The sequence below is a fragment of the Ralstonia pickettii genome, from assembly GCF_016466415.2.
GTDB classification, from domain to species: domain Bacteria; phylum Pseudomonadota; class Gammaproteobacteria; order Burkholderiales; family Burkholderiaceae; genus Ralstonia; species Ralstonia pickettii.
Genome location: NZ_CP066771.1, coordinates 602,684 through 628,475 on the forward strand (window position 1 = coordinate 602,684; position 25,792 = coordinate 628,475).

At 63.1% G+C, this 25,792-nt stretch carries 27 protein-coding genes; 7 read left to right on the forward strand and 20 right to left on the reverse strand.

Translation table 11 applies throughout. From position 1 onward, the window contains the following. The first annotated feature begins 394 nt into the window (after positions 1-394). From RP6297_RS02860 to RP6297_RS02870, 3 genes are all read left to right on the forward strand, one after another. The gene (locus RP6297_RS02860) at positions 395-577 is read left to right on the forward strand and encodes a CsbD family protein (protein WP_009238935.1); all 183 of its coding nucleotides are present in this window, start codon (positions 395-397) and stop codon (positions 575-577) included. Between the two features lie 45 nt (positions 578-622). Beyond that, positions 623-910 (forward strand): hypothetical protein, encoded by a 288-nt coding sequence (locus RP6297_RS02865; RefSeq protein WP_009238934.1) that lies wholly within the window; start codon positions 623-625, stop codon positions 908-910. Positions 911-973: 63 nt separating this feature from the next. Further along, on the forward strand, positions 974-1,435 hold the full coding sequence (locus RP6297_RS02870; RefSeq protein ID WP_009238933.1) for a PRC-barrel domain-containing protein: 462 nt from the start codon (positions 974-976) through the stop codon (positions 1,433-1,435). Between the two features lie 20 nt (positions 1,436-1,455). Here RP6297_RS02870 and RP6297_RS02875 read toward each other — a convergent pair whose 3' ends face one another. The 3 genes from RP6297_RS02875 to RP6297_RS02885 all read right to left on the reverse strand — a co-directional run bounded on the left by RP6297_RS02875 (position 1,456) and on the right by RP6297_RS02885 (position 3,874). Continuing rightward, positions 1,456-2,175, reverse strand: a complete 720-nt coding sequence (locus RP6297_RS02875) for a Crp/Fnr family transcriptional regulator (protein WP_009238932.1) — start codon at positions 2,173-2,175, stop codon at positions 1,456-1,458. Between the two features lie 79 nt (positions 2,176-2,254). Next, positions 2,255-3,307, reverse strand: a complete 1,053-nt coding sequence (locus RP6297_RS02880; RefSeq protein ID WP_009238931.1) for an AI-2E family transporter — start codon at positions 3,305-3,307, stop codon at positions 2,255-2,257. Positions 3,308-3,352: 45 nt separating this feature from the next. Continuing rightward, positions 3,353-3,874, reverse strand: a complete 522-nt coding sequence (locus RP6297_RS02885) for a hypothetical protein (RefSeq protein ID WP_009238930.1) — start codon at positions 3,872-3,874, stop codon at positions 3,353-3,355. Between the two features lie 1,169 nt (positions 3,875-5,043). On the opposite strand from RP6297_RS02885, the gene groES reads away from it, so the two are divergent. The 4 genes from groES (at position 5,044) to RP6297_RS02905 (ending at position 9,515) form a co-directional block, all read left to right on the forward strand. Continuing rightward, positions 5,044-5,334: a co-chaperone GroES gene (gene groES, locus RP6297_RS02890; protein ID WP_009238929.1), complete on the forward strand. Its 291-nt coding sequence runs from the start codon at positions 5,044-5,046 to the stop codon at positions 5,332-5,334. Positions 5,335-5,435: 101 nt separating this feature from the next. Then, positions 5,436-7,079 (forward strand): chaperonin GroEL, encoded by a 1,644-nt coding sequence (gene groL / locus RP6297_RS02895; RefSeq protein WP_009238928.1) that lies wholly within the window; start codon positions 5,436-5,438, stop codon positions 7,077-7,079. Between the two features lie 230 nt (positions 7,080-7,309). Next, positions 7,310-8,392, forward strand: a complete 1,083-nt coding sequence (locus tag RP6297_RS02900; protein ID WP_009238927.1) for a YjgN family protein — start codon at positions 7,310-7,312, stop codon at positions 8,390-8,392. A 28-nt stretch (positions 8,393-8,420) separates the two neighbouring features. After that, complete coding sequence (locus RP6297_RS02905) at positions 8,421-9,515, forward strand: M48 family metallopeptidase (RefSeq protein ID WP_009238926.1); 1,095 nt, start codon at positions 8,421-8,423, stop codon at positions 9,513-9,515. Positions 9,516-9,534: 19 nt separating this feature from the next. Here RP6297_RS02905 and RP6297_RS02910 read toward each other — a convergent pair whose 3' ends face one another. From RP6297_RS02910 to RP6297_RS02990, 17 genes are all read right to left on the reverse strand, one after another. Then, a complete protein-coding gene (locus RP6297_RS02910) occupies positions 9,535-9,963 on the reverse strand; it encodes a GtrA family protein (RefSeq protein WP_009238925.1) in 429 nt (142 codons plus the stop codon). 19 nt (positions 9,964-9,982) lie between these two features. Beyond that, positions 9,983-11,056, reverse strand: coding sequence for a glycosyltransferase family 2 protein (locus RP6297_RS02915; protein WP_009238924.1), 1,074 nt, complete (start codon positions 11,054-11,056; stop codon positions 9,983-9,985). 56 nt (positions 11,057-11,112) lie between these two features. Next, a complete protein-coding gene (locus tag RP6297_RS02920) occupies positions 11,113-12,411 on the reverse strand; it encodes a glycosyltransferase family 87 protein (RefSeq protein WP_009238923.1) in 1,299 nt (432 codons plus the stop codon). Positions 12,412-12,433: 22 nt separating this feature from the next. Further along, positions 12,434-13,468: a TadG family pilus assembly protein gene (locus RP6297_RS02925; protein WP_009238922.1), complete on the reverse strand. Its 1,035-nt coding sequence runs from the start codon at positions 13,466-13,468 to the stop codon at positions 12,434-12,436. Between the two features lie 38 nt (positions 13,469-13,506). After that, positions 13,507-13,980 carry a TadE/TadG family type IV pilus assembly protein gene (locus tag RP6297_RS02930; protein WP_009238921.1) on the reverse strand — a complete coding sequence of 158 codons (474 nt, stop codon included), beginning with the start codon at positions 13,978-13,980 and terminating at the stop codon, positions 13,507-13,509. A gap of 24 nt (positions 13,981-14,004) precedes the next feature. Further along, on the reverse strand, positions 14,005-14,946 hold the full coding sequence (locus tag RP6297_RS02935; RefSeq protein WP_009238920.1) for a type II secretion system F family protein: 942 nt from the start codon (positions 14,944-14,946) through the stop codon (positions 14,005-14,007). 50 nt (positions 14,947-14,996) lie between these two features. Then, positions 14,997-15,974 (reverse strand): type II secretion system F family protein, encoded by a 978-nt coding sequence (locus RP6297_RS02940; protein ID WP_009238919.1) that lies wholly within the window; start codon positions 15,972-15,974, stop codon positions 14,997-14,999. A gap of 11 nt (positions 15,975-15,985) precedes the next feature. Then, positions 15,986-17,350: a CpaF family protein gene (locus tag RP6297_RS02945; protein WP_009238918.1), complete on the reverse strand. Its 1,365-nt coding sequence runs from the start codon at positions 17,348-17,350 to the stop codon at positions 15,986-15,988. Positions 17,351-17,391: 41 nt separating this feature from the next. Continuing rightward, positions 17,392-18,585, reverse strand: coding sequence for an AAA family ATPase (locus RP6297_RS02950; RefSeq protein ID WP_009238917.1), 1,194 nt, complete (start codon positions 18,583-18,585; stop codon positions 17,392-17,394). A 59-nt stretch (positions 18,586-18,644) separates the two neighbouring features. Beyond that, on the reverse strand, positions 18,645-18,953 hold the full coding sequence (locus RP6297_RS02955) for a hypothetical protein (protein ID WP_009238916.1): 309 nt from the start codon (positions 18,951-18,953) through the stop codon (positions 18,645-18,647). Positions 18,954-18,985: 32 nt separating this feature from the next. Next, complete coding sequence (locus RP6297_RS02960; RefSeq protein WP_009238915.1) at positions 18,986-20,797, reverse strand: type II and III secretion system protein family protein; 1,812 nt, start codon at positions 20,795-20,797, stop codon at positions 18,986-18,988. A gap of 118 nt (positions 20,798-20,915) precedes the next feature. Beyond that, positions 20,916-21,767 (reverse strand): Flp pilus assembly protein CpaB, encoded by an 852-nt coding sequence (gene cpaB, locus RP6297_RS02965; protein WP_009238914.1) that lies wholly within the window; start codon positions 21,765-21,767, stop codon positions 20,916-20,918. Between the two features lie 357 nt (positions 21,768-22,124). Beyond that, positions 22,125-22,664 carry an A24 family peptidase gene (locus RP6297_RS02970; RefSeq protein WP_009238913.1) on the reverse strand — a complete coding sequence of 180 codons (540 nt, stop codon included), beginning with the start codon at positions 22,662-22,664 and terminating at the stop codon, positions 22,125-22,127. Between the two features lie 128 nt (positions 22,665-22,792). Further along, on the reverse strand, positions 22,793-22,969 hold the full coding sequence (locus RP6297_RS02975; protein ID WP_009238912.1) for a Flp family type IVb pilin: 177 nt from the start codon (positions 22,967-22,969) through the stop codon (positions 22,793-22,795). A 516-nt stretch (positions 22,970-23,485) separates the two neighbouring features. After that, positions 23,486-23,761: a pilus assembly protein gene (locus tag RP6297_RS02980; protein ID WP_009277287.1), complete on the reverse strand. Its 276-nt coding sequence runs from the start codon at positions 23,759-23,761 to the stop codon at positions 23,486-23,488. A 624-nt stretch (positions 23,762-24,385) separates the two neighbouring features. Further along, positions 24,386-24,910: a TPM domain-containing protein gene (locus RP6297_RS02985; protein ID WP_009238910.1), complete on the reverse strand. Its 525-nt coding sequence runs from the start codon at positions 24,908-24,910 to the stop codon at positions 24,386-24,388. Between the two features lie 15 nt (positions 24,911-24,925). Further along, positions 24,926-25,789: a TPM domain-containing protein gene (locus tag RP6297_RS02990; protein ID WP_009238909.1), complete on the reverse strand. Its 864-nt coding sequence runs from the start codon at positions 25,787-25,789 to the stop codon at positions 24,926-24,928. Positions 25,790-25,792: the final 3 nt, after the last annotated feature.

Here is a 25,792-nt window from a genome sequence, read left to right on the forward strand (position 1 = left end):
AAGAAGCGCTCCACGGTTGGTTCTTCATGAGGTTGACGCGCGAAGTTTTCCGGGCATTGCCCGAGCGAATTCAGCGTCTCTCACCGTCTTGAAGGATAGGGCAGCGCGGGATCGAAAACGGTTCGGTAGCGTACGCGCCAGCGTGTCAGTTGTGTGTCGGGCGAATGCTTGCCCGTCACGGCCTCATGGCGTGCTGCATGCGCACCGCTCGCGGTCTTTCTTGTCGACTACCGTACAGACAGCACTGCATCTGCAGAGAAATCATGTGGTTTCGTCGGGCAAGGTCTTGTCTAGGTACGCGCATCGCCGGGTAATGAAATTGGCCCGCGCGCGGCGCCTCAGGGCACGGCATCCCCCGCGACCAACTGAGCGCCGAAAGCGCAGGAGCATTGCCATGAACAAGGATCAAGTGAAGGGCCGTCTTGAAGAGGCGAAGGGCAAGTTGACTGAAGCCGTTGGCAGGGTCACTGGAAAGGACGCTACGGCAGCGAAAGGAAAGGCCGAACAGATCGCCGGGAAGTCGCAGGCGGCGTATGGCGATGCCAAGGAAGCGTTCAAGAAGCAGCCGAAGCCTTGATGCCCGCGACCTGCGCAAGCGCGTCAATGCAACACAGGAGCGATCATGCACAAAGTCATTACCACTGCACAGCACAGAAAGTCGGAGCCTGCTGCTTGCGGATGCATACCTGCCGCAGATGAAGGGCACACCTATCAATCCGCTGTGGACGCATCGCTTGAGATGACTTTTCCGGCGAGCGACCCAATCTCGCCGGGCGCGGCCATGTATGCGGAGCGTCAGCTCAGTACCTCGCTCGACAAGACAGATTGGAGCCTGGCTGTCGGTAGCAAGAGGCAGCTTTCCTGCGTCGAGCCCGCACCACGACACAAGGGCAAAAGCCGTGCGCATTGACGTATTCCTCCTGCCGGTTCAGTCGCCGGTTCGATGGCTCATTACCTTATCTGGAGTCACACCATGAACATCAACGAATTGGACCACCAAAGCGGCGGACCGCGTGCTGCGATCGTCGGCAACGGTCAGCTCAGGGGCGTCGGCCCCGGTCCTGTCATCATGGCTGCCGACACGCTCAACGGCAATTCGGTTCTTGGCCCGAGCGGTGAAAGACTCGGCAAGATCGATCACATCATGCTGGATGTTCCCCGCGGGCAAATCGCCTATGCGGTGCTGTCATTCGGAGGTTTTCTCGGTGTCGGCACGAAGCTGTTCGCCGTGCCGTGGTCTGCTCTGACGCTCGACACTGTACGCAAGTGCTTCGTGCTGGGCATCGACAAGAAGCAGTTGGAAGCCGCGCCGGGTTTTGATCAGAATCACTGGCCTAGCATGGCGGATACGCAATGGGCCACCAGCATCCATCAATACTATGGATCGCCCCCGTATTGGGAGGGGAGCCGGAATGAGGTCAAACTGGATTCCTGATGAAGTCGGCGTATTGCTGGTCAGAGCGCCTCGAGGTCTGGAAGCAGGCGATCGAACTCGCGCTTGACCACGGCATAGCATTCGCAGACGCGACGCTCGAGGCCGGGGCGGTCGAGGACTTCGATGGTTCCGTGGCTGTAACGGATCAATCCGGCGGTCTGCAGCTTCAAAGCGGCTTCAGTGACCCCGGACCTGCGCACGCCCAGCATGTTGGCAATCAGCTCCTGGGTCATGCGCAGCTCGTTGGAGGGCAGGCGGTCCAGGCTCAGGAGGAGCCAGCGACACAGCTGCTGGTCGATCGAGTGGTGCCGGTTGCAGACGGCGGTCTGTGCCATCTGGGTAATGAGTGCCTGGGTGTAGCGCAGCAACAGACGCTGCATGGCGCCGGCGCGGGCAAACTCCTGCTTGAGAATGCGGGCACTGAGGCGGTAAGCGCCGCCCGCACTCTGAACCACGGCACGGCTGGGGGTGGTCTCCCCGCCCATGAAGATGGCGATGCCGACCATGCCCTCGTTGCCGACGATCGCGATCTCGCCCGAGGAGCCGTTCTCCATGACATAGAGCAGGGAGACGATGGACGTGACGGGAAAGTAGACGTATTCGGGGCGATCGCCCGATTCATAAACGACGTGCCCGAGCGGCAGGTCGGCCCAGGTTAGCTGGGGCGCGATTCTCTCCCATTCTGCGGGCGGCAGCACGGACAGCAGATGGTTCAGCTTCGGATTCGGTAGAGCCGTCATGGTCGCCTCCCTTCCAGTGGTGGTGTGGTATCCATGTCGTCATTTCTGCGGCGCTGCTGAGCACGGTGGCGGCCGTGCATCAGCGCGCCTCCCGGCCCAAGCTCTGCGCCGCCCATGCGCGCGACAGCACAATCTTGAGCGCGGCGATGACGGGCACCGACAGGAAAATGCCCGCGACGCCGCCCAACTGCTCGCCTGCAAGCAACCCCACGATGACGAGGAGCGGACTGACCTTGACCCCTTCGCTCATCAGGTAGGGATTCAGCACGTAGTCCTGGAACAGACGGTAGACCACGATGAACCCGATCAGCCAGAACAAGTGCGGATACCCGCTGAACACGGCGACGGTGACGATCGCCACCACGGCGGCCAATGGCCCGGCAAACGGAATGAACTCCAACACCGCAGCCGTGGTTGCCAGCAACAGTGCATATGGCACGCCCAGCAGGTAAAAGGCGATGCTGTAGAAAAGCAAGGTGGCCAGGGACAGTAGCAGCAGTGCGCGCACATAGCGTGACAGGAGCGTGTCCAGATCATCGATGATGTTTCCCCAGAGGCGCTTATCCGAGGATCGAATCCATGACAGCAGCGCAGCGTGGATGGAAGGCGCTTCATTGATCATCAGAAAACTCATGATGGGGATGAGCACAAGGTAGACGAGATTGCTGGCTGCGTGCATGACACCCAGGCCGATGTTTCGAACCAGAGGCATAGCCTGGTCGGAGGTTGTCGAGAGCTGCTCGCGGAGGAACTCCAGAATGCGCGCGCGCAGCGGCTCCAGAAAGTTCGGGAGGGCAAGGCGATCTGCCATGGTGCTGGTATCGAGCAGCTTCGGGAGTTGATCGGCAAGCCTGCCCGCTTCCTCCTGCACCGTCACGCCAAACACCGAGCCCGCCACGATGACCACCAACACGACGAGGATGAACACGACGCCGATCGATACGCTGCGCGGCGCCTGTCTCGGCATGCGCCGTTCCAGTTGTTCGATTAGCGGGTACAGCAGGTAGCTGAAGAAGACAGCAAATACCGTGACCAGCAGCACGGATGCGATCTTGTAGATGATCAATACGGCCAGCGCAAAGAGAAAAACGGTCCAGACGATTCTTCCGGTGCGCGGGTCAAATCCGAGCATGACGATCCTCCCCGTCGGAGTGATGGCAGGGCGAGCCGCAGAGGACTAGATCTGGCTCACGTGTGCCGCGATGCTTTTACTGGTCTTGGTGATTGCCGCCTGGACGCTCTCCAAGGTCTCGAAGAACTCGCTGAAATGGGTGGCGTCCATACGGTGATGCGTGGCAATTGCGTTGGCCAGTTGCTCTCTGAACTGACGGATGCCGGCGAGCAACGCAATGACATCGCGCACCAGTTCAGGGGTGCTGAGGTTGTGCAGTTGAATGGCCGCGATCGCGGCCTCCAGCTCATCGATTGCGCGAATGTCGAAAGGCTTTTCTCCTGCAGCGATTGCACTCACGGCTTGCTTGTCGGGTAGCTCGCTCATAACGCTTCGTACCAGCGCCTCTGCTGCCATGGCAATTTCGCTCACCGCTTTGGCCACCGTGCGCCTCTCCGTGCGCCGTTCGCTGCGCTGAAGCAACCAGCCTGCCAGCCACGTTCCCGCAATCGCAACAATGATTGCGGCCGCCTGTACCCACGCAGCCAAGGCGGGGTGTTTTTCGATCCAATCCAGAAGGCTGCTCATGAGAGATGTCTACCCAATGGAGCGGCTCCTCGTTCTTGTGGTTATTCAGCGGCGTTTGCTCAAGTTATCTAACATCCTGCGCCTGTTTGCACCCTTTATATGACATTCGTCGAGCCGACTCAGACGTCTTGTGGAGGCGGTCTAGCCAAGGGGAACGCAATATCCACTCCAGTGTGATGAGGGCACTTTGCAACGATGAGTTCAATCGGGCTGCGCAATGGTTTGGCAGCCTCCACGGCGCTGGGCGGAGCAATCAGAGTTCCGGCATCAACCCGTTGTCTATGATTCAGCCGCTGCCGCATCAACGGCGGCGGGGTGTAACGCCTTGTTCCACGCAGTACCTCTGGACGGCAATTGCTTCGCAGTTCGCCGGCAGGTATTGGCAGCAACGCTGCCATATATACGCCGTTTCCGGTAAGGGGCCACGAGGAAAACCAGACCTCCGCTGAGCAGAAGCGGAACTCATCGTGAAAACCAATTGATCGGTTGCCGATGAAACCGGTACTTGTGTTGGCGTGGGAGAGCAACGCCGGCTTTCGCGCTTATTTCGCTAAAGTGAGGTGAGGTGCGCGGCAAGAATTTCGCCGGCGTGTCGGTGCGGGACTTGAGTGTGGACTCGGGGTGTCCCTGTGAAGCCTGCCGACTGCAGGGAGTGGGGAATCGGATCACTCCGGAACGAGTGGAGGTTCCATAGTGACACTTCAAGACTGTCAAAAAAAGTGATCTAAAGCACACTAAGTGCGACGCGGAACTGGGCGTGTCCCGCAACTGCGCTGATTACCGCAATTTTTTGCCGGGCCTGCATCTGCGGGTCCCTTTCCTTTGGGCAGGGTGGCATGAGAGCGGCGCGTATTTGCTACCTGCAGGCCCCGAGCGCCGAGATCCACGTTGGAATGTAACTGATTGAAATATAAGACTTTTCTCACCTCTGGTAGAGCCGTGCGTGTCTACGGGTTCCAAATTGAGTGACCAAAGTTCAAGATTGAGTGAATCTCGACAACAACAACTTCCACTACGCCCGTTCTTGAAATCGTCATACCCCGTCCCTATAATTAGCACTCGCCGGACAGGAGTGCTAACAATGCCTCCGGTCCCGATGCTTTCCCGATGCGCCGCGTCTTGCGGCGCGTTTTGTGAATAAACACTCACTTTGCATTGAGGAGTTGTGTATGAACCTGCGTCCTTTGCACGACCGCGTGATCGTGAAGCGCCTGGACAACGAAACCAAGACCGCTTCGGGCATCGTCATCCCTGACGCCGCCGCTGAAAAGCCGGATCAAGGCGAAGTGCTGGCCGTCGGCCCGGGCAAGAAAGACGACAAGGGCAATGCGATCGCGCTGGACGTAAAGGTCGGCGACCGCGTGCTGTTCGGCAAGTACGCCGGCCAGGGCGTCAAGGTGGATGGTCAGGAAGTCCTGGTCATGCGCGAAGAAGACATCATGGCCGTGGTGCAAAAGTAAGCACGCGCTCCGCCGCATCGCTTACCCGTAACCCAATCCTCATTGCCGGCGCCGCTGACTGAGCGCGCGGGCAACATCCAAAAATCTCGGAGATTCTCAAGATGGCAGCTAAAGACGTAGTGTTCGGCGACGCCGCACGTGCCAAGATGGTCGAAGGCGTGAACATTCTCGCCAACGCAGTGAAGGTGACCCTGGGCCCGAAGGGCCGCAACGTGGTGCTGGAGCGCAGCTTCGGTGGCCCGACCGTGACCAAGGACGGTGTGTCGGTCGCCAAGGAAATCGAGCTGAAGGACAAGCTGCAGAACATGGGCGCGCAAATGGTCAAGGAAGTCGCTTCCAAGACCAGCGATAACGCCGGTGACGGCACCACCACCGCAACGGTGCTGGCCCAGTCGATCGTGCGCGAAGGCATGAAGTACGTTGCCGCCGGCATGAACCCGATGGACCTGAAGCGCGGTATCGACAAGGCTGTGACGGCCGCTGTCGAAGAGCTGAAGAAGATCAGCAAGCCGACGACCACCAGCAAGGAAATCGCTCAAGTTGGCGCCATCTCGGCCAACAGCGACGAATCCATCGGCCAGCGCATCGCTGAAGCCATGGACAAGGTCGGCAAGGAAGGCGTGATCACGGTGGAAGACGGCAAGTCGCTGGCCGACGAGCTGGACGTCGTGGAAGGCATGCAGTTTGACCGCGGCTACCTGTCGCCGTACTTCATCAACAACCCGGAAAAGCAAGTTGTTCAGCTGGACAACCCGTTCGTGCTGCTGTTCGACAAGAAGATCAGCAACATCCGCGACCTGCTGCCGGTGCTGGAGCAAGTGGCCAAGGCTGGCCGTCCGCTGCTGATCATCGCTGAAGACGTTGAAGGCGAAGCCCTGGCAACGCTGGTGGTGAACAACATCCGTGGCATCCTGAAGACCGCCGCCGTGAAGGCTCCGGGCTTCGGCGACCGCCGCAAGGCCATGCTGGAAGACATCGCCATCCTGACGGGCGGCCAGGTCATCGCTGAAGAAGTCGGCCTGACCCTGGAAAAGGCAACCCTGAACGACCTGGGCCAAGCCAAGCGCGTTGAAATCGGCAAGGAAAACACCACGATCATCGATGGCGCAGGCGATGCCCGCAACATCGAAGCCCGCGTGAAGCAAGTGCGCGCCCAGATCGAAGAAGCGACCTCGGACTACGACCGTGAAAAGCTGCAAGAGCGCGTGGCCAAGCTGGCCGGCGGTGTTGCCGTGATCAAGGTCGGCGCTGCCACCGAAGTCGAAATGAAGGAAAAGAAGGCCCGCGTGGAAGATGCTCTGCACGCAACGCGCGCTGCCGTGGAAGAAGGCATCGTGGCTGGTGGCGGTGTTGCACTGCTGCGTGCCCGTGCGCTGATCTCCGGCCTGAAGGGTGCGAACGCTGACCAAGACGCCGGTATCAAGATCGTGCTGCGCGCCATGGAAGAGCCGCTGCGCCAGATCGTCACCAACGCTGGCGACGAGGCTTCGGTTGTGGTGTCGAAGGTGATCGAAGGCAAGGGCAACTACGGCTACAACGCCGCCACCGGCGAGTACGGTGACCTGGTCGAAATGGGCGTGCTGGACCCGACCAAGGTGACCCGCACCGCGTTGCAGAACGCCGCTTCGGTCGCTTCGCTGATGCTGACGACGGATTGCGCCGTGGCAGAACTGCCGAAGGACGATGCAGCTCCGGCAATGCCGGGCGGCATGGGTGGCATGGGCGGCATGGACGGCATGATGTAATTTGCCGTACCGGCCCTGGCCCGGCCATCCTTCGGGATGGCTGTTCCAAACAAAGAACCCCGTGGGTGCGAGCCCACGGGGTTTTTTGTTGCCTGCTTTGTTAAGGCGGCGTTAACGCTGCAAGGCAGCGGCCTTCGCTACAATCGGCCAACTCGCGAGCCTCAGCGTCCTCAAGTGTCGATGAGCGTCCTGAAGCGGGGCACGACAACAACTCAGGGAAGGGAAAACAGATGAACGACATCACACGCGAGCCCGTCCTGGGCAGCGCCCCTGGTGGTCCCACCGCGGCTGCGCCGCAACCCTTGCGGCTGCGCTTTACCGGCAGCGGCTCGGAATACTTCCGCATCTGGATCGTCAACCTGCTGTTGACCATCGTCACGCTGGGCATCTACTCGGCCTGGGCGAAGGTGCGTACGCTGCAGTATTTCTATCGCAACACGCAACTGGCGAGGTCGAGCTTCGATTATCACGGCAGCCCGATCGCCATTCTCAAGGGCCGCGCGATCATTTTCGTGCTGGCGTTTGCGTTCAACCTCCTCGGCCATTCGTCGCCGCTGCTGGGGCTGGCGCTGCTGATCGTGATGGCCGCTGCGTTTCCGTGGCTGCTCGTGCGTTCGCTGCGTTTTCGCATGGCCAATTCCAGCTACCGCGGCCTGCGCTTTGCCTTTACGGGCAAGGATGCCGAGGGGTACATGGTGTTTCTGGTGTGGCCCATCCTGAGCGTGCTGTCGCTGTACCTGCTCGCACCGCTGGCGCACCAGCGCTTCAAGCGCTTCCAGCACAAGAACACGCGCTTCGGTACCGCGCAGTTTGATTTTTCGGGCACGCCGGGCAACTTCTATGGCGTGTATCTGCGCACCTTCGGGCTGGCGATCCTGGCGCTCGTGGTGGCCTCGTGCCTCGCGCTGCTGCTGGGCGTGTCGTTGCACCGCGCGCCGAACGTTGGCCAGATCTTCGGCTTTATCGTCATCGGGCTGTTCATGTACGCCGCGATGCTGTTCCTGACGCCGTATTTCCTGTCGCGCCTGCAGAACTTGATCTGGAACCACACCACGCTGGGCGCGCACCGCTTCCAAAGCCAGGTGGGCGCGGGCAAGCTGTTCTGGATCTTCGTGTCCAATGCGGTGCTGATCTTGATCACCATCGGCTTGTTCACGCCGTTTGCGCGCGTGCGAACAGCACGCTACAAGCTCGACTCGGTGACGATGCTCGCGGCCGGTTCGCTCGATACCTTCGTTGCCGGTGAAACCACCAACGTGGGCGCCTTGGGCGACGCCACGGTGGACTGGTACGACATCGACATCGCGCTCTAACCCGCGCTGCAAGGTAAAGGCACCCGCCGTGATTCTCGCGACCTACTTCGACGGCCGTACTTCGCGCGCGCAACCCGTGCGCCTTGCCGTCGAGGCGGGCGAGGCGGTGCTGTTCGAGCCTGAAGGGACGGTGCTGCGCCGCGCGCCGCTCTCTACGCTGCGGGTGTCGGAGCGCGTCAAGCATGCACCGCGCCTGATCACCTTCGAAGACGGCGCGTTTTGCGAGATCAACTACCCGGCGGAGCAGACGTCGCTGAATGTGCTGCTGCATCGCACCGGCTATCGCGAGGGCTGGGTCGTGGTGGCGCAGAACAGCTGGAAGCTGGCACTGGGCTCGCTGCTGGCCACGGTCGTGGTGCTGGCGCTGGGCTATCGCTACGGCTTGCCGTGGGGTGCGAGGGTCGTGGCCAATATGGTGCCGCAGCGCGCCGAGGCGCAGTTGGGCCGCAGCACGCTCAAAGCCATGGACGAGCGCTGGCTCCGGCCTAGCAAGCTGCCCGTTGCGCAGCAGGACCGCATCCGCGCACGCTTTGCCGCGCTGCACCGGCCGCCGCAGGCCACGCACACGTATCACATCGTGTTTCGGGATGCCGACATCGGCGCCAATGCCTTTGCGCTGCCCGGCGGCGACATCGTCGTGACCGACGCGCTGGTCAAGCTGGTGGGCGAGGGCGATGGCCTGACGGGTGTGCTGGCCCACGAGGCGGGTCACGTTGAATATCGCCATGGGCTGCGGCAGGTGATTCAGTCATCGGCCATTGGGGCAACGGCGGCGCTGCTGTTTGGCGATGTCTCGACGATCCTGTCAGGCGTGCCGGCGGCGCTGCTGACGCTGCGCTATTCGCGTGACTACGAGCGCGACGCCGACCGCTATGCCGCGCTGCTGCTGCAGGAGAACGGCCTGTCTGTCGGCGCGTTTGCCGATGTGCTGCAGGCGCTGGAAGACACGCATGGTGGCGCCCGCAAGGCAGACGCCGCCGATGCCGCGAAGAAGCCTGAGGCCGCCAGCGATGACGATGCTTCGGCGTTTTTCTCGTCGCACCCGCTGACTCGTGAGCGCATCGATACGCTGCGCCGCTTCGACCGCACGCACGGCGGCAGCGACAGCGGCGACGCAGATTGATCGGGAGGACGCAGCCGCGTCAGCGGAAGGTCCAGAACCGGTGCAGCACAAAGGTCAGCGGCGGCACCGTCGACAGGATGCCCGCCAGCCCGATCCAATAGCTCAGGCCCAGCGTCTGCGCGCACCACGAAATCGCAAGCGTCAATGCCAGGCCGAGCAGCGAGACGGCGTAGAAGCGCAGGAAATTGGCGCGGGCCGGCTTGGCCGAAAAACTCCATAGCGCATTCAGCAGGTACGAACACACGTTGGCGCAGACAAAGGCTGCGCCGTTGGCTGTGACCTGCGTTGCAGAGACGCCGCTGATGAGCGCCGTGGCGATCGCCACATGCACGCCGGTGGCGACGACCCCTGACACCCCAAAGCGGAACACGCGGATCAGCAACATGCGATCCGGCAGCGGCAGCACGCCGGCCAAGGTGCTCATGACGCTCGATTCTGCGTGTCGCATGATGCGTCTCCGGTTGGCCTCAACGCCGTGCGGCATGGCTGCGCTGGCGTTCTCCTTGCGGCTGACGCGGGCGAGCGCTGGCAATCGGAATGACTTGCCGGTTGTTGATGCTCGGTACGCGGGTGCGCGGGCGCCGCTCCTGATAGCGGCGCTTGACGAGGTAGATGGGGCGGCCCTTCGCTTCGTCATAGATGCGGCCGACGTATTCGCCGATCATTCCCAGGCCGATCATCTGCAGCCCGCCGAAGAACAGCATCAGCGACAGCTCCGAGGCGTAGCCGGGCACCACCACGCCGAAGATCATCGTGCGCAGGATGATGAACGCGCCATAGCAGAACGCCAGCGCAGCAACGAGCGCACCGAGATACGTCCAGCTACGCAACGGCAGCGTGCTGAAACTCGTGATGCCTTCCAGCGCGAAGTTCCACAGCCGCCAGCCGGAGAACTTTGACGTGCCTGCGCTGCGTTTCTCACGCTCGTACTGCACGATGACCGTGCTGAAACCGACCCAGGCAAACAGGCCCTTCATGAAGCGGTGCCGCTCGGGCAGTTGCTTGAGCGCGTTGACCACGGCGCGGTCCATCAGCCGGAAGTCGCCCACGTTCTCAGGCAGCTTCAGGTCGGACAGGCGATTGTGGATGCGGTAATAAGCGGCGGCTGTCACGCGCTTGAGGAACGAATCGCATGCGCGGTTGGCGCGCTGTGCGAGCACGACTTCGGCGCCTTTGCGCCAGTGCGCGACCAGCGTGGGGATCAGCTCCGGCGGGTCTTGCAGGTCCGCGTCGATGGGGATGACGGCATCGCCGAGTGCCTCGTCCAGGCCGGCGGTGAGTGCGGCTTCTTTACCGAAATTGCGGGTCAGGTCGACCACACGAACGCGGGGGTCAGCATGCGATACGGCGACGAGCTTGGGGAGCGTGTCGTCGGCGCTGCCGTCGTTTACGCACACGATCTCGAACTGCATGCCATCGATCGATTCGAGGATCGGGACCACGCGGGCGAAGAACAGATGCAGCGCTTCGCCTTCGTTGTAGAACGGCGCGACGAGGGAAAGTAGTGGCGCGTCGTGTGGGTCTTGATGATTCGGCTGCATGGCTTCCCCCAAAAAATGTGATGTTTCCAAGGCAGACTCTCGCGGTCTGTCCATGTCTATCGGTTGGGTTTTGCTGGCTGCGTTGCGCGTGCCCGTAGGTTTGTTTGCAGCGGGGAGGCGAGCGCCGCGCCGTGCTCGGCGTACATGGTTGCCCGCCGCACGACCAGCACCGCCATGGCAACGAACACAAGCGGGCCAATCTGCGGCAGCTTGCACAGAGGATTGACGAACTCGAACAGCGGCAGCAGCCACGCCAGCACCAGTACGAACCGTTCCCTGCCGGACAACCCAAATCGTGTGCCGTGGCTGACGACGCCCGCGACCGCGACGAGCAACCAGGTGAGCTCGTACGCGCGCAGGTACGGTGAGGTCAGCATCGTGGCGGTCGCCAACATGGCGATGCGCAGGCCGTTATCGGAGATGCGGCGCCAGACGTACACCAGTGCACCAACGGCGATGATGGCTGCTGTCATCTGAATCGCGTGTGCCACCGAGACACCCAGGCCGGCCGCGCGCGCGGCGGCGAGGAAGGTGGGCATCACGTACCACGACGCGCCGCCATCATCGATCATGTTTTCTTGCGCCCAGCGCACGCTCTCAAGAAAGGCCGGCACTGTCTTCCAGCCGCACACGGCAATGCTGACGCCAGCAAATCCCAGCACCGTGGCGGCTGCGCTTGCCAGTGTTCTCCACGCACGTGATGCGAGCAGCACGATCGGGAAGAGCATCGCCAACTGGGGCTTGATCGCCAGCAGGCCGATGGCCACACCGGCCAGCACCGGTCGTTTGTCTTGCCACGTGACCGCCATGGCTGCCAACCCTGCAGTCAGCATGGAGTTCTGGCCCATCAACACCGTCACGAACACTGCGGGCGAGCCGACTACCGTCACCCAGGCTCGGTGATGCGGCATTACGCGATTGCCCAGGAGGCCGAGCGTCGCTTTCACATAGAAGAGACCGGTGGCCAGCATGAACACCAGATAGCTTGGCCAGAAAGGCAGCAGTGCCAGCGGCAGCACCACCAGCAGGAAGGTCGGCGGATACAGCCATGGCAGAAGCCTGTCGCTGCCCGAGGCCAGCGTGCCGAACTGATGGATAACCGCCATCATGCGATTCAGGTCGTACGCCTGCAGCGTGCCATCGTGCAGGGCAATGTATGAAGCCCCCCAGAACACGGAGAAATCCGACCCCACGCCAGTGATGCGCCGGTCCGTAAACCCATCGCTCACCCAGGCGCCGATTGAAAAAAGGGCAAGGATGAGCAGCAGCATCGCCGTGCTGCCCATGCGTACGGTATCCGCGTTGATCCAATGGCGCTGCGGCTTGATGGCTTGGCTCGGGTGCTGGTGGCGCATGATCTTCCCCTGGTGCATCGCGTCAGTTGGCGAGCCGCGGCGGCACGTATGCGCCGTAGTACGGGCCCGATCCGCCGCCGCTGTTCACGACCCGTTGATTAGCGGTGAAGTGGCCTTCGATATAAGACTTGTTGCCGTGCTTGACCACGTTGGTAATAACAAAGCCCGCAAAGGCATAGACGGGTGTGGTCGCCCCCGGTGAAACAGTGGTTACCACTGGCATGGTGACTGCGGTCGGATAGCTGATCGCGTCATATACGCTGGCCTTTACGCCGTTCGAAATATTGATGTTGCTGCCGATGCTGACGGGCGTCGGGTTGCCGCTGGTCACGAGGCTCTTCTCGGTGCTGGCATCCGTTGCTCCGCCGAAGCCTGTCCACTCACCGCTGGCGCAGGTCGCGCTGCCCGGGGGGTAGCTGGAGTTGATGTCGATCACATAGGGCTGCCCGGTGGATGGATCGTTCACGGGCTGGCCCGTGCTGGAGTTCCAGTACAGATCGAACAGGCATTTGTTCAGCGCAACCGGGAACAGCGCTCCGGCGTTTGCCGTGCCCGGTGCGGCAATCACCGCCACGGCGGTTGTCTGCACGCTTGCAGCGGCACCGTTGAAGATCGACGCCAGCCATGTGCCGACTGGTCCGCCGTTTTTCCCGCTGCTGCGGCTGATGGTGACCTGCACGGCCGGCACGTCGTTCGCGCCCGGCGTGATGGTCTGGGCTTGCAACCCGGCGGGCGAGCCGGTGAGGTTCCAGTAGCCGGCCTGGACCGAGCCGTCTTTGAGCGTGGCACCGCTGGAAGCGTTGAGCTTGATGGCACTGGTGCCTTGCGATACGCCGTTGCTCCAGTTCGGCTTCGGACTTGCCGGGTAGAGGCCGGCAGCGCCGGCCAGGGCAGCTGCATCGGCAGCGTTCTGCAGTTCATTGCGGATCACGTACAGGTAGCCGAGGTCGATCGCTATGGCGCCGATCGACAGGATGACCAGCATCAGAACGGGCGCCATTACCCCAACGACGCCACGTTGGCGCCGCGCGCAGGTTCGATATGTCCGGATGTTCATGGCGAGCCTCGTATCAGGGCGGGCAGGATGGGTGCGGTTCATTCGCACAGCATGGTCGTCTGCGAGTTCAATGAGATGGAGCCCGTGAACGGTGCCAGCGCCTTGGCCAGAGCCAGGCCGGTGAACGAGTACGACACTGTTACCGTGAGCGGATTGCCGGAGCCGGCGCACGGGGTGACGGAAGCCACCGTGCAGTTGGCGGCGCTGCCGAACGTCACCAGGCGGTTCTGGCAATAGCTGGTGGCCACCCCCTGGACCTGGCTGTTGGTTCGCGCGGGAGAAGTGAAGGCAACGCCGTAACGTGCGGCCTCGCGGGCAGCGTTGGTGATGACTGCCTTGTCGTACAGTGCGATACCGAATTCGACCACGCCGAAGATGGTCAGCAGCAGGATCGGGAAGATCAGCGAGAACTCGACGATAGCGGCGCCTTGCATCCGGTGTGCTCGGATTGGGCGGGCTGGGCGGTAGTTTGCCGGAACATGGCGAATGACCGGGTGATTGAGCGGATGCATGGCGATCTCCTGAGGAGGACGACGCTAGTTGTTGATGACCGAGCGCAGGCCCGCCATGATCTGGATGCCTGCCGGCCCGAGCAGCACCACGTAGAGCGCGGGGAACAGGCAGAAGATCAATGGGAACAGGACCTTGGTGCCGATCTTGGCGGCTCGTTCCTCGGCCAGCATCTGGCGCTTGGTGCGCAGCATGTCGGAGTGCACGCGAAGCGATTCTGCAACGCTGGTTCCAAAGCGGTCGGCCTGGATCAGCATCGCGACCAGCATGCTGACGTCTTCCACCCCGGTGCGTGCCGCAAAGTTGCGCAGTGCTTTCTCGCGGGCCAGGCCCGCCCGCAGTTCCAGCGTCAGGAGCTCATACTCGTGCGCCATGGCAGGACGGGCATCACGCATGTCTTCCACCACGCGCAGCACGGCGGAGTCCAGGCCCAGACCCGCTTCAACGCACACCATGATGAGGTCGAGGCTGTCTGGAAAGGCTTCGAAGATGTCGCGCTTGCGGCGCTTGATCTTCATGGCCAGCACGACGTTGGGCAGGTAGAAGCCGAAAAGCGCGCCTGCAAGCAGGGCGGCGAGGTAGGCCGTTTCATGATCGGAATCGAACCGGCGCACCAGCAGTAGCGACAGCACAAGGGGGATGCCACCGGCCAGCGCTGTCTTGATGCCGAAGTAGATCGGCACCGCCTCTGGCGAGCGCCAGCCGGCATGTACGAAGCGCGCCTTCAGCGCTGAGTCTTCCCAGCCCTCCTTGGGCAACGACGCGCGTGCGAGTGGCCTGGCGAGGCGCCCCAACTTGCGCAGCCAGTCGGAAGGCGCTTGCTTGGGAGCGAGGCCGGGCGACTCGCGGTCGATCTGCCCCAAGCGCTGTCGCAGGATGGTCGGGCGCACAACAAACAGCGCGATGAGCACGGCGCCAAACACGACGATGAACGTTCCGGCCAGCAATAGGGTGTGCGCGATCTGCATGTGCGTTCGGGAAGAGTCTCCCGCCTCCGGGTAGCGTTGTGCCTGATCGGTCAGATATGGATGCGGACGATCTGCCGGATCCACAGCATGCCCAGGCATGTCATGGTGATGGCGAACCACAGCAGACGAATTCCTGCATCGGTGGTCCACAGCGTCGACATCAACTCAGGGTTCAGCAGGTAGATCGCCAGGCCCATGACGGGCGGGAGCAAGGTCAGAATCCAGCCGCCCAGGCGGCCTTCGGCGGACAGCACGCGAACCTTGTCCAGCAATTGCAGGCGCTTGCGAATCAGTTTTCCCACGTTGTCCAGGATCTCTGCCAGGTTGCCGCCAGATTCACGCTGGATCAGGATGGCGATGACGAGGTAGCGCAGGTCATCCACCGGAACGCGGTCGGTGAGCCCCGCAAACGCGTCGCTCATCGAAACGCCAAAGTTGATCTGGCTGAAGACGATGGCCAGTTCCGCACCGATGGGGGCGGGCAACTCGGTCCCGGCCATCTCGAGTGCTGCGGGCAGTGAGTGACCCGCCCGCAGCGCGCGGCTGATGAGGTCCGTGGCTTCGGGCAACTGCGCTTCCAGCTTGAGCAGGCGCCGGGTACGACGATGCATGACATAGAGCGCAGGCAAGGATGCTCCGGCGAGCACGAACACCAGCAGCGTCATTGGGGGCGGGTCGAACAACGAGAAAACGATGGCGATCATTGCCGGCACCATCAGCGTCAATGCAGAGAAGCGCGAGACCGACCAATCAAGGCCGGACTGCAGCAGTCGGCGGTCCAGCGTCTGGATGCGCGGCAGTCGGCCGAGCATCGCCGCCACTTCCGGGGACTCACTCAGCATGCGCTGCTTGAGGATGCTGTCGGTGCCTCCGTGGCTGACACTGCTGGCGAGTGCCATCTTCAAGCGGTGGCTGAAACGCCGTGCCGCCGAGCTGTGCCGGCTATCCCACCACAGATAGACGGCCAACACGGCCAGCATCATGGCGATGAAGACCGACAGCGCAAAACCGATCACAAGCGGATCCATGGCGGCACTCCTCAGATTTCGTGCAGAACGGCTGGGTCGTAGAGCGTTTCCGGCAGCTGGATGCCGAACATCTTCAGGCGTTCCGAAAACTTGGGCCGCACGCCGGTGGCGCAAAAGTGACCACGGATGCGTCCGTGCTGGTCAATGCCTTTGCGGCGGAAGGCGAAGATCTCCTGCATGTTCACCACCTCGCCTTCCATGCCGGTGATCTCCTGCACGCTCATGAGCTTGCGAAAACCGTCGGTCAGGCGCGAGACCTGCAACACCACCGTGAGTGCAGAGGTGATCTGCTGCCGCATCGTGCGCGGTGGCAGTTGCATTCCTGCCATGCTGATCATGTTTTCCAGGCGGGTGAGTGCATCACGCGGTGTGTTGGCATGGATGGTGGCGAGCGACCCCTCATGTCCGGTGTTCATCGCGTGCAGCATGTCGAGCGCCTCCGCGCCGCGTACCTCGCCCAGGATGATGCGGTCGGGGCGCATGCGCAGCGCGTTCTTCACCAGGGCGCGCTGTGTGATCTCACCACGGCCTTCGATGTTGGCCGGGCGTGTTTCCAGACGCAGCACGTGGTTCTGACGCAGTTGCAGTTCAGCCGCGTCTTCAATGGTGACGATGCGCTCGTCCGGCGGGATGTAGCCCGAGAGAATGTTCAGCAGCGTGGTCTTGCCGCTGCCCGTGCCGCCCGAAATCAGGATGTTCAGCTTGGCCTTGACCATTGCATCGATCAACTGCGCCATGGCTGGCGTGAGCGTGTTGAAGCCGACGAGATCGTCAATCGTCAGCGGATTCACCGCAAAGCGCCTGATCGACAGCAACGGGCCGTCGATTGCAGAAGGCGGAATGATGGCGTTGATACGGGACCCATCAGGCAGGCGCGCATCCACCATCGGGCTTGACTCGTCGATGCGGCGTCCGACCCTCGATACCATCTTCTCGATCACGCGCATCAGATGCGCATCGTCGAGAAACGTCACACTGGTCAGCTCGAGCTTGCCGCGCCGCTCCACATAGACGCGCTTGTACGTGTTGACGAGGATGTCGGAGACGGTGGGGTCTGCCAGCAACGTTTCGAGCGGGCCATAGCCGAGCATCTCGTCCTGCACGTCGTTCACCAGGCGGCGGCGCTCGGCCTCGTTGAGTTGATGCTTGCCTTCGTCGACGATGCGTTCCACCAGTTGGGCCAGCTCACGCTTGATCTGATCGGGTGCGAGTTGCTGCAGACGGCCCAGCTCCACGCGGTCGATGATGATCTGGTGGACGTCCATCGCGACTTGCTGATAGGCGGGGCTGGCCGGCATGCTGGCGCCATTCGCTTGCGCAACGCGCTGTGGCAGGGCTTCGCCGGCTTGCTGGAAGAGTTGTTCTCGCAGGGACATGATGCGCTCCACGTGGTCGTGACGAGTGTGGTGTGTGTGGGCTAAGCGCGAACGGGGGCCGGCACCTGGCTTGCGTGGCGGAAGAGCTTGCGCAACAGCCCGTCGCGCCGGTGCTGTGAGCCCGGAAACAGTTGCCGCGCCATGTCTGCCAGCGCGCGGGCGATCGGGCTGTTCTCGGCCAGCTGCAGCACCGGCATGCCTTGCGTGGTCGCGTCACGCACAGGCCCCGGGTCGTACGGCAGAATGTGCGCTACCGGCATGCCAAAGGCGCTCTCCATCATGTTTTGGCTGATGGGCATGTGCTTGTCGTACTGATTGATGACCAGCCGCAGCCGTTCTGCGCGATAGCCCAACGAATGGCAGATCTCCATCAGTTTTCGGCCAGCGCGCAGATAGGGGAGGCTGAGATGCAACACGGGGTAGATCACGTTGCTGTGATCGAGCACGACGATGGAGGCCGGATTGATGTCCTGCCCAACATCGAAGACCACCACGTCATACATTGACGCGGCTAGAGCGAGGATGCGCTCGAGGTGCGTTGCCTTGATCTCGCCGCTCTTGATCGGGTCTCCGGCGCCGGCCAGCACATCAAAGTCTTGCGACACGTGGGTGAGACAAGCGTCGAGCAGGGCTGCGTCGAGCCGATCAATCTGATTGCACACATTGGCCAGCGTGGCGGGGGGCGATTGATCGGTGAGCAGGAACGCGGCGTCGCCGTATTGCTGACAGAGATCGATCAGCAGCACACGCTTGCCGTGGCGGGCGCTGAGCACGTGGGCGAAGTTGGCTGCGATGAATGTCGTGCCACTGCCGCCTCGGCACGAAAGGAACGACACCACCTGCCCGTCATTGTGCGAGCTGGAGAGTGCGTGGCTGGTGCAACGCTGCACTTCGTCGCGAAACTCCTGCGCTTCAGGCGGCCACGGCAGCACGCATTGCACGCCGGCACGCATGGCACGCATCAGCAGGTCTGCGGACGGTGCTTCGGTCAGGAGCATGCATAGTGTCTCGGGGTGCTCGCTGGACAGGCGGCGCAGTTGCTGGAGGTCGTCGCTGCTGAAGCGGCTGGCTTCCAGGATCAACAGGTCATTGCCTTGCCCGAGGTCAGGCCGAGTCAGTGCCTGAGACGGCGTGGCGCGCGTGCGTTGCACGACATGGTTCGCGGCCTGTGTAATCAACCCGGCCAGGTGCTGCAGGTGCGATTCGTCGGCGGATACGAGGGCGATCTTGGCCATTGCCTTGCTCCTGTAAGCCTTGCGTGGCGCGGCAGCAGCCTGGTGCGCCACAGGTTAGGTCACTTGCCCATGGAGTCCAGGCTATTGCCCGAACTGACGCCCACGGTGAACGCGCTGGCGTCCGACTGCGGCGCACGGTATTGAGTGTTGTAGCGGTCCATGGCGGACGTAGCAGCGCGTCCGTCGACACCGCTTACCGGGTCGCTGTTCATCGAAGCATTCGGGTTCAGCGTCTGCATGACGCGTACCGTATGTACGGCCTCGCCGAAGTGCTTGTCGTAGACCGGCGTCGAGCTCATGCAGCCGGCCAGGGCGAGAGCCAGTCCGCTGCAGAGTCCGACACGCGCGAGCATCGAAATGGTGTTCATGGTTTTCTCCTTGACGATTGCTGGCGATGGGCTCAGTTGCCGGTGGATTGCTCGCCAGTCGCTACAAAGCGCCGTGTATCGCGGGGCGCGGTACTGGCGGCGGGGGCGACCGGAGTAACAGGAGCCGCCGGCGCCGCAGGTACGTTGGTAGGCGTCGGAGCTTGGGCGGACGGTCCTGGCGCTGCAGCGGGCTCTGCGGCGGCCTTTTCCGGGTTGGCGGCGGGGGCTGCAACTGCGGTTGGCTGGCTGGCGGGTGCCTGGACGTGGCCCTCCATGTTGCCGTTGAGGTACAGCTCGCCGCGGTTGATCGTTCCGAAGCTGTCGGTCGGAAGCGGATACTGAGCCGGCAGCGGCTTGACCAGCCGCGGTGTGACCACGAACAACAGCTCGGTCTGGTCTTGCTGGAAGCTGGTGCTGCGTGCCAATGAACCGATGATCGGCAGCTCGCCAATGCCCGGGAGTGCTTTCAGGCTGCCCGTGATGTTGTTCTTGATGAGGCCGCCAATGGCGAAGCTCTGGCCGTCATGCACCTGTAGCGTGGTCGACGCGCGGCGTGTGGTGATGAGCGGCAGGATCGACGTGTTGTTGCTGTTGGGCGCGGTGACAGCCACACCTGTGGGCGACAGTTCCGACACCTCGGGCGACACCTTCAGGTTGATGCGTCCGTTCTCCATGACCGTGGGGGTGAAGCGCAGGCCCACACCGAAGGTTTCTTCCTGCAGAACGATCGTGGCCACGCCGTTGGCGGCAGCGCCCTGCGCCACCGGGATGAACACCTTACCGCCCGCCAGGAAGCTGGCCTCTTGCCCGCTGATGGCCATCAGGCTCGGTTCGGCCAGCACCTTCACCAAGCCATCGCCCTTTTGCGCATCGAGCGCGAACTTGAGCGGCAAGTGGTTGGCCTTGCTGAAGTTGACGATGTCGCTCGAGCCCGAGAGGAAGTTGGCGATGGCCCCGAAAGACCAGCTACCGAACGCACCGTTCGCGTTGAACGCGGCGCCCATCTGGTCAATCAGCGTCTTGGACACCTCGGCCACCTTCACTTCCAGCATGACCTGCTGGGGTGCTTCGACCGTCATCATGTTGATGATGCGCGGGCTGCGCAGCGGTGCTCCGGGGCCGGCGGTGTGGAGCTGCTGGCCACCCTGGCCGGTCGCGTTCTGATCGCCCTCGTTGGGGCCGCGCGTGCGGCGCATGACAAAGGCGTTGGCAATGTCGACCACCTTTTGCGCCTGGACGGAATCGCTGACAGAGCCGCCGAGGACCAGGCTATCGGCGGCGGCCGACACCTGCACATTCCGGGCTTCGGGCATCAACTTGCGCAGCGTGGATTGCAGACCGCCTGGGTCGGCACCGACGGCCACGTCCACCACGCTGCACGACCCGCTGCGGCCCTGCACGATCATGTTGGTGGAGCCCACTTCCAGCCCCAGCACGTACAGCGTCTGCGGAGAGACGAGCATCGCCTGCACGACGTTCGGATTGCCGACGGTACGGCTTCGCACGGGCTCGGGCAGTTGCACCATCGTCGATTTGCCGACCGGCACCGTGACCTCGCTGTGCGAACGCATGGGGCCCGTGCAGTTTGGGCCCTTGCCGGCCGAGTCGCGGTTGGCTTCAGCGGAGGCGGGGCTGCCAATCGTGAGCTGGATTGGGCCGTTGGCCGCCATCTTCAGCGGCTTGCCCGGTGCTGCCGCATTGTTGGTCAGGATGGCGCTCTCGACGCCCACCTGGCCATGCGCCATACCCACGCACAGCACCCCCAGCGCGGCCGCCGCAAACGCCTTGCGTGTCAGGTACGGTCCGATGCAGCGCTTGGCGCTGCGATGAACGAGTCGGTCCATGACGATCCCCCAGATTGGTTGTTCTGCATGACAGGGCCGGTGCCCCGTCGGACTCAGGACTCTCTTCGCGGAGCCTCTCGTCTGTTTCTTCTTTTCTTCGCGCGATGCCTGCCGATGCTCAGAAGCACTCTTGGCTGTGCTGCACGCCGTTGATCACGCCCACGCAGTTGCCTGCGGACCGACGCTCGGCCACGCGATGCACGATCTGCACCGTCTTCACCACTGGCACCGCCACGGCCGTGCTCACGACGGGCTCTTTGAGGAGCGTGCTCTTGGTGGCGCCGGCAGTGACGTCATGCTGCGAGTCCACTTGGTTGCGCAATACCAGCGAGAGATTGCCGACGCTGCGTGCCAGATCGATCTTCTCGGCCTGCTCCGGCGTGACTTCCAGCGTGACGGCATTGACGACCTTGGGCTTGGTGTCGTCGCGGTTGACCTCCTGGGCCACAGCCAGCACGAGAATCTTTTCCAGCACGATCTTCGAGATCGACTGGTCATTGCGATCGGCGCCAGGCTTGGCTTCCCTGGAGTCCTGCTGCGTGTTGACGATGATGTCGACGTAGCTGCCCGGCAATGCGAAGCCCGCCACGCCCACCACGTCATTGACCCGTACGGTGATCGCGCGCTTGCCTTCGGCGATCACGGCTGACAGACCGCCTGCTGTCCCGACCGGCGTCAGCTTGGAGTCGAGCACCGGCTCGCCGCGCGTGAGGCTGGCGCGCACAACGCGGCCATCCAGCGCGTGCGGGTCGTTGATCGCCCCCGGGGGCAGGCTGGAGGCTGGCCAATCGACCAGCTTGATGGCCTCGGGCGACAGGCGCTGGCCCAGATCGATGTCCGTCGCCGCGACCGCGATCTTGGTGATGCCGCTGCCGCTTTGCTGCGTCAGCCAGCGCGACGCGAAGGCCACCGCCGCAAGCGCGGCAATCGTGGCAATGAGCAGCATGGAAAGGATGCGCAGGTTTTTCATTTCCCAACCCCTTCTGTCAGTGTTCAATCCCACCGCCACTTGGTTCGCAGGCAGGCGGGGGGTAAGCACGGCCGGCCAAGACGCCGGTCGTTTGCGCGGTGCTCGGGCGAAGGGGGCGGATGCCAGGACGGACGCGGACCGTCCGCATGGCGATGGGGCGCCGCACTGGTCCTGGCTTGCCCAATCGTTCGACTGCATTGACGCATTTCACTTCCCCCGCGTGGGCCGCTGTTGCGCGGCCCTTGAATGCCGTGGTATCTGATGCGTGCCTGGGACGTTGTTGACCGGTCGTGCCTGACCGGTGGTCGTCAGCTGTTCTTGCAGCGCTTGGGCACGCGCCAGAGTTCCTCCCCTCGACTACATCGCTCCCCACTTCACCAGCAACGTGCCTGCGGCAAACGCCACCGCATAAGGCAACTGGATCGTTCCACCGTGCTTCGGACCTTGCCCTTCTGCATGCACGGCCTTGCTGCCGAACGGGATTGACAGCAATAGCGCCGAGACCCCCGCCGCCGAGCGGCGTGCCTCCCGGCGCAGCAGCACCATGACGAGCGCCAGTACACCGCCCGCAAGAAAACTCACCAAGGCCACATGAAAGGCACCGAACGGCCCCATGAACGCGCCGATCGCGCCCATCAGTTTCACGTCGCCCGCGCCCATGCCACCGAGCACAAAGAACCCGAAGCACAAGCCAATGCCAACAGCGGCGCCGCCAAGCCAAGCTAGACAACCTGCGCCCACGCCGATTGCCATGCCCTGTGCTACGAGCGCGCTGACCAGACCCATGCCCACCAGCCAGTTCGGGATGCGGCGGGTGCGCACGTCGTACGCGGCGGCCGTAAGCACCAGCAGAATCAGGGCGAGATTGGCTAGGCTGAGGTGAGTCGAAGTGGTCATGGCACCGGTCCCCCGGGGGCACTGTCTTGTTTCCTGTCCGTGCGACGCCGTTGGCGCTGTCGGCCAGGATCGATTCGGCCGGATCAGGTCCGAGTTCTCCGGACCTGACCTGGGCACACAAACACTACTCAGGCGGCGGCCGTCGACAGCTGGGTCGCGATGGTGCTCCAGATGCTGCCGACGGCAGCCTTGACGGTGGGGCCAGAGGCCACCATCACCAGTGCCACAAATGCCAGCAGCAGTGCGTATTCCACGCCGGCTGCACCGTCTTCTTCGCGCACGAAACGCTTGATCATGGCTTTCATGTCCAACTCCTTTGGTCACGGTTCAAGGAAGAGCGCACCGCTGAAGATCGGGCGCGTTTTGGCCAGGCAAGCCGGCCAGGGTCGGATCGAGGGGGTTCGGGATTTCGCGAGCGAGTGCCGGCGCCATGCCAGCCAGGACCGGCACGTTCCAGTTCACTACGCGATAGACGAGGCTCCCCCGACTTCACCGCTGCCCAGGGGCGACGCGTGTGGCAAGCCACCCGCGCTGCCTCGCCGTGCGCATCGCCGCTGGTGCGACGGTTGCGCCATGGGTGTCGCGAATCGGCCGGTATGACCTTCAGGAACCGGTTCGCGCCCGGGCATACTGCAAAAACCACTACCTGCGATCGTCCGGCTACCGTGCCGGTGCGCTTCGCAATGGGCCTGTGTTCAATGGCACTGGCCCTGTTCTGAACTTCCCCAAGACACCAAATTGGGTGCCGTGTTCTTGTTGTCGCGACCGGCGCGTCGGTCCGTCACCACATGAGGTGCTTTGAGGCGCGCCGCTTGCCCGCTTCAGTCACCGTGGTGACCATGGCCGTTTCCGTTTCCGTTTCCGTTTCCGTTGTTGCCGTTGCCGTTGCCGTCATCGCTGCCGCCACCTCCGGATTGACGCGAGCTGGCCATCGACGACAACCCCGTCGACGTGTTGTTCCAGATCGCGCCGGTGGACGTTTTGACGCTCAGACGAAATCCGGCCATTGCCAAAGCGACGAACGTCAGCAGCAACGCGTACTCAATGCCGGCAGCTCCGATGCTCTTGCGCTTGCTTCCTGCAGTCTTGGTTTTCACGTTGATCTCTCTGAAGCTTGGTCTGGAGTTTCCGGAACGGTCCGCCGCTATGTTGTGCGAAACATAAGAGCGACGACCGTGCCATTGCTGCTAAGTCCTTGATTTTCAATGGTTGAGCAGGCAGGTGAGCGTCTAGCCCAGGCAAAAGGCCGGCGCTTGTTTCCCCGGCGTCACGCGGAATTTGTGCCGCATGCAAGACAGCAAACGATGACGCACATGGGCTTTGCGCAAATGCCAAACGTGAAAGTGACGGATGCGCGTTGTGCGCTGCAAAAAGCCGCGGGTAAGCCCGCATCCGTGCCACCCGCGCCAATGCGTGCATTGCTGAAACATTGGGGCGCTTGCCAGGACAAGATGCGATGCGGTGCAGTCGTCCGGCTCGATGTGGCCGCAAGGTGTCTCGGGCGGGGTCTTGCAGGAAGAGAGGACCGCTTTATCGGAGAGGTGGCCTACGGCGGAAGCTGGGCCTGATCTCGACGCCCGATGCGCGCGTAGCCAGCCCCTCGTATGGAAGGATTAGGCGCGTGGCTGACAGGGGTGGCGCGGCCGGGCGCGTCGAAACCGTTTCAGTTCTGAAACATGGCCCAGCACGGCAGGGGGAAAAATAAATGAAGCGTTGCGCCGTTACAGCACGACCGGCCGGTCGCTCAGCTCATTGGTGCGCGGCGTGCCATCGGAAGGCACGTGCGCGGCGAGGAGGTCGTTGATCTGCGCCAGCGCGTCGAGCACCGGCGCCATGGTCACGCGCTGCGCAAAGCCACGCGTGATGGTCTCGCAGATGGCGCGCCACGCGTGTGCGTCCACCTTGGCGGCGATACCGTGGTCGGCCAGGATCTCGACCGCGTGGTCGGCCAGGTTGATGTAGAGCAGCACGCCCACGTGCTCGCGCGTGTTCCACACCTCCAGCAGCCCGAACAACGTCCGGGCACGGTGCCGCGGCGACATCCCGGCCCAGGCGTCGCGCACGGGCAACGAGCTCTCGATGACGACGCGCACTTCGCCGCGATGGTGTTGTTCGCCTTCGCGCACGGCGGCTTCAAGCTTTTGCAGATCCGCCGGCGGAAACGCCCGCCTTGCATGCGACGAGGTTGTCAGCAGATGGGTCAGGGCACGGCGCGCGCCGTGGTGATGTCGGGTCGTGGAAGCCATGGATACGTTCACCGGTTACCAGTTGCCGGAGGCACCACCGCCACCGAAATCACCACCACCCCCGCCGCTAAAACCGCCGCCTCCACCGCCGCCGCCACCGAAATCACCGCCGCCGCGTCCCCAGCCGCCGCCCAATCCACCGCCTAAGCCGCCAATGGTGCCCGGGCCCCAGCCGCGATTGCCCATCACCACGCGCGAGCCGGGCCGGCCGGGCAGGCTGCCCGTGACGCGCCCGCCCGAGCGCATGGCCGCGCTGAGCACGAAGAACACGATGATCGCCAGCGGAAACAGCACCGGCAGCCAATCGCCGATGCCGCCGCCGGATTGCTGACGCTTCGCCCGCTCGGCAGGCGGCAGGCTCTCTTGTGCAATGACGGTCTGGATGGCCGAGATACCTGCCGACAGCCCGCCGTAGAAATCGCCCTGGCGGAAGTGCGGCGCCATCACGTCCTGCAGGACATGCTTGGATTGCGCGTCGGTCAGCGCACCTTCCAGCCCGCGCCCCACCTCGATGCGCATCTTGCGCAGCGATGCCGGGTTGTCCTTGGCGATGAGGATGATCGCGCCGTCGTCCACGCCCTTGCGGCCGGCCTTCCACGCATCGGCCACGCGGATGCCGTACGCCTCGATGGGTTCCGGCGCGGTAGACGGCACCATCAGCACGAAGATCTGGCTGCCGCGCTGCTGTTCGTAATCGGCCAGCACCTGCTCGAGCGCGCTCTTCTGTTCGGCGCTGAGCGTGCCGGTCAGGTCGGTCACGCGCGCGGCCAGCGGCGGCACGGCCACCATGTCGCTTTGCGCGCGCGCAGGCAACGCGGCGGCCAGCCACAGGGCCGCAGTCAGCAGGAAGGTGAAGCAGGCACGCGCGCGCATCGACATGAT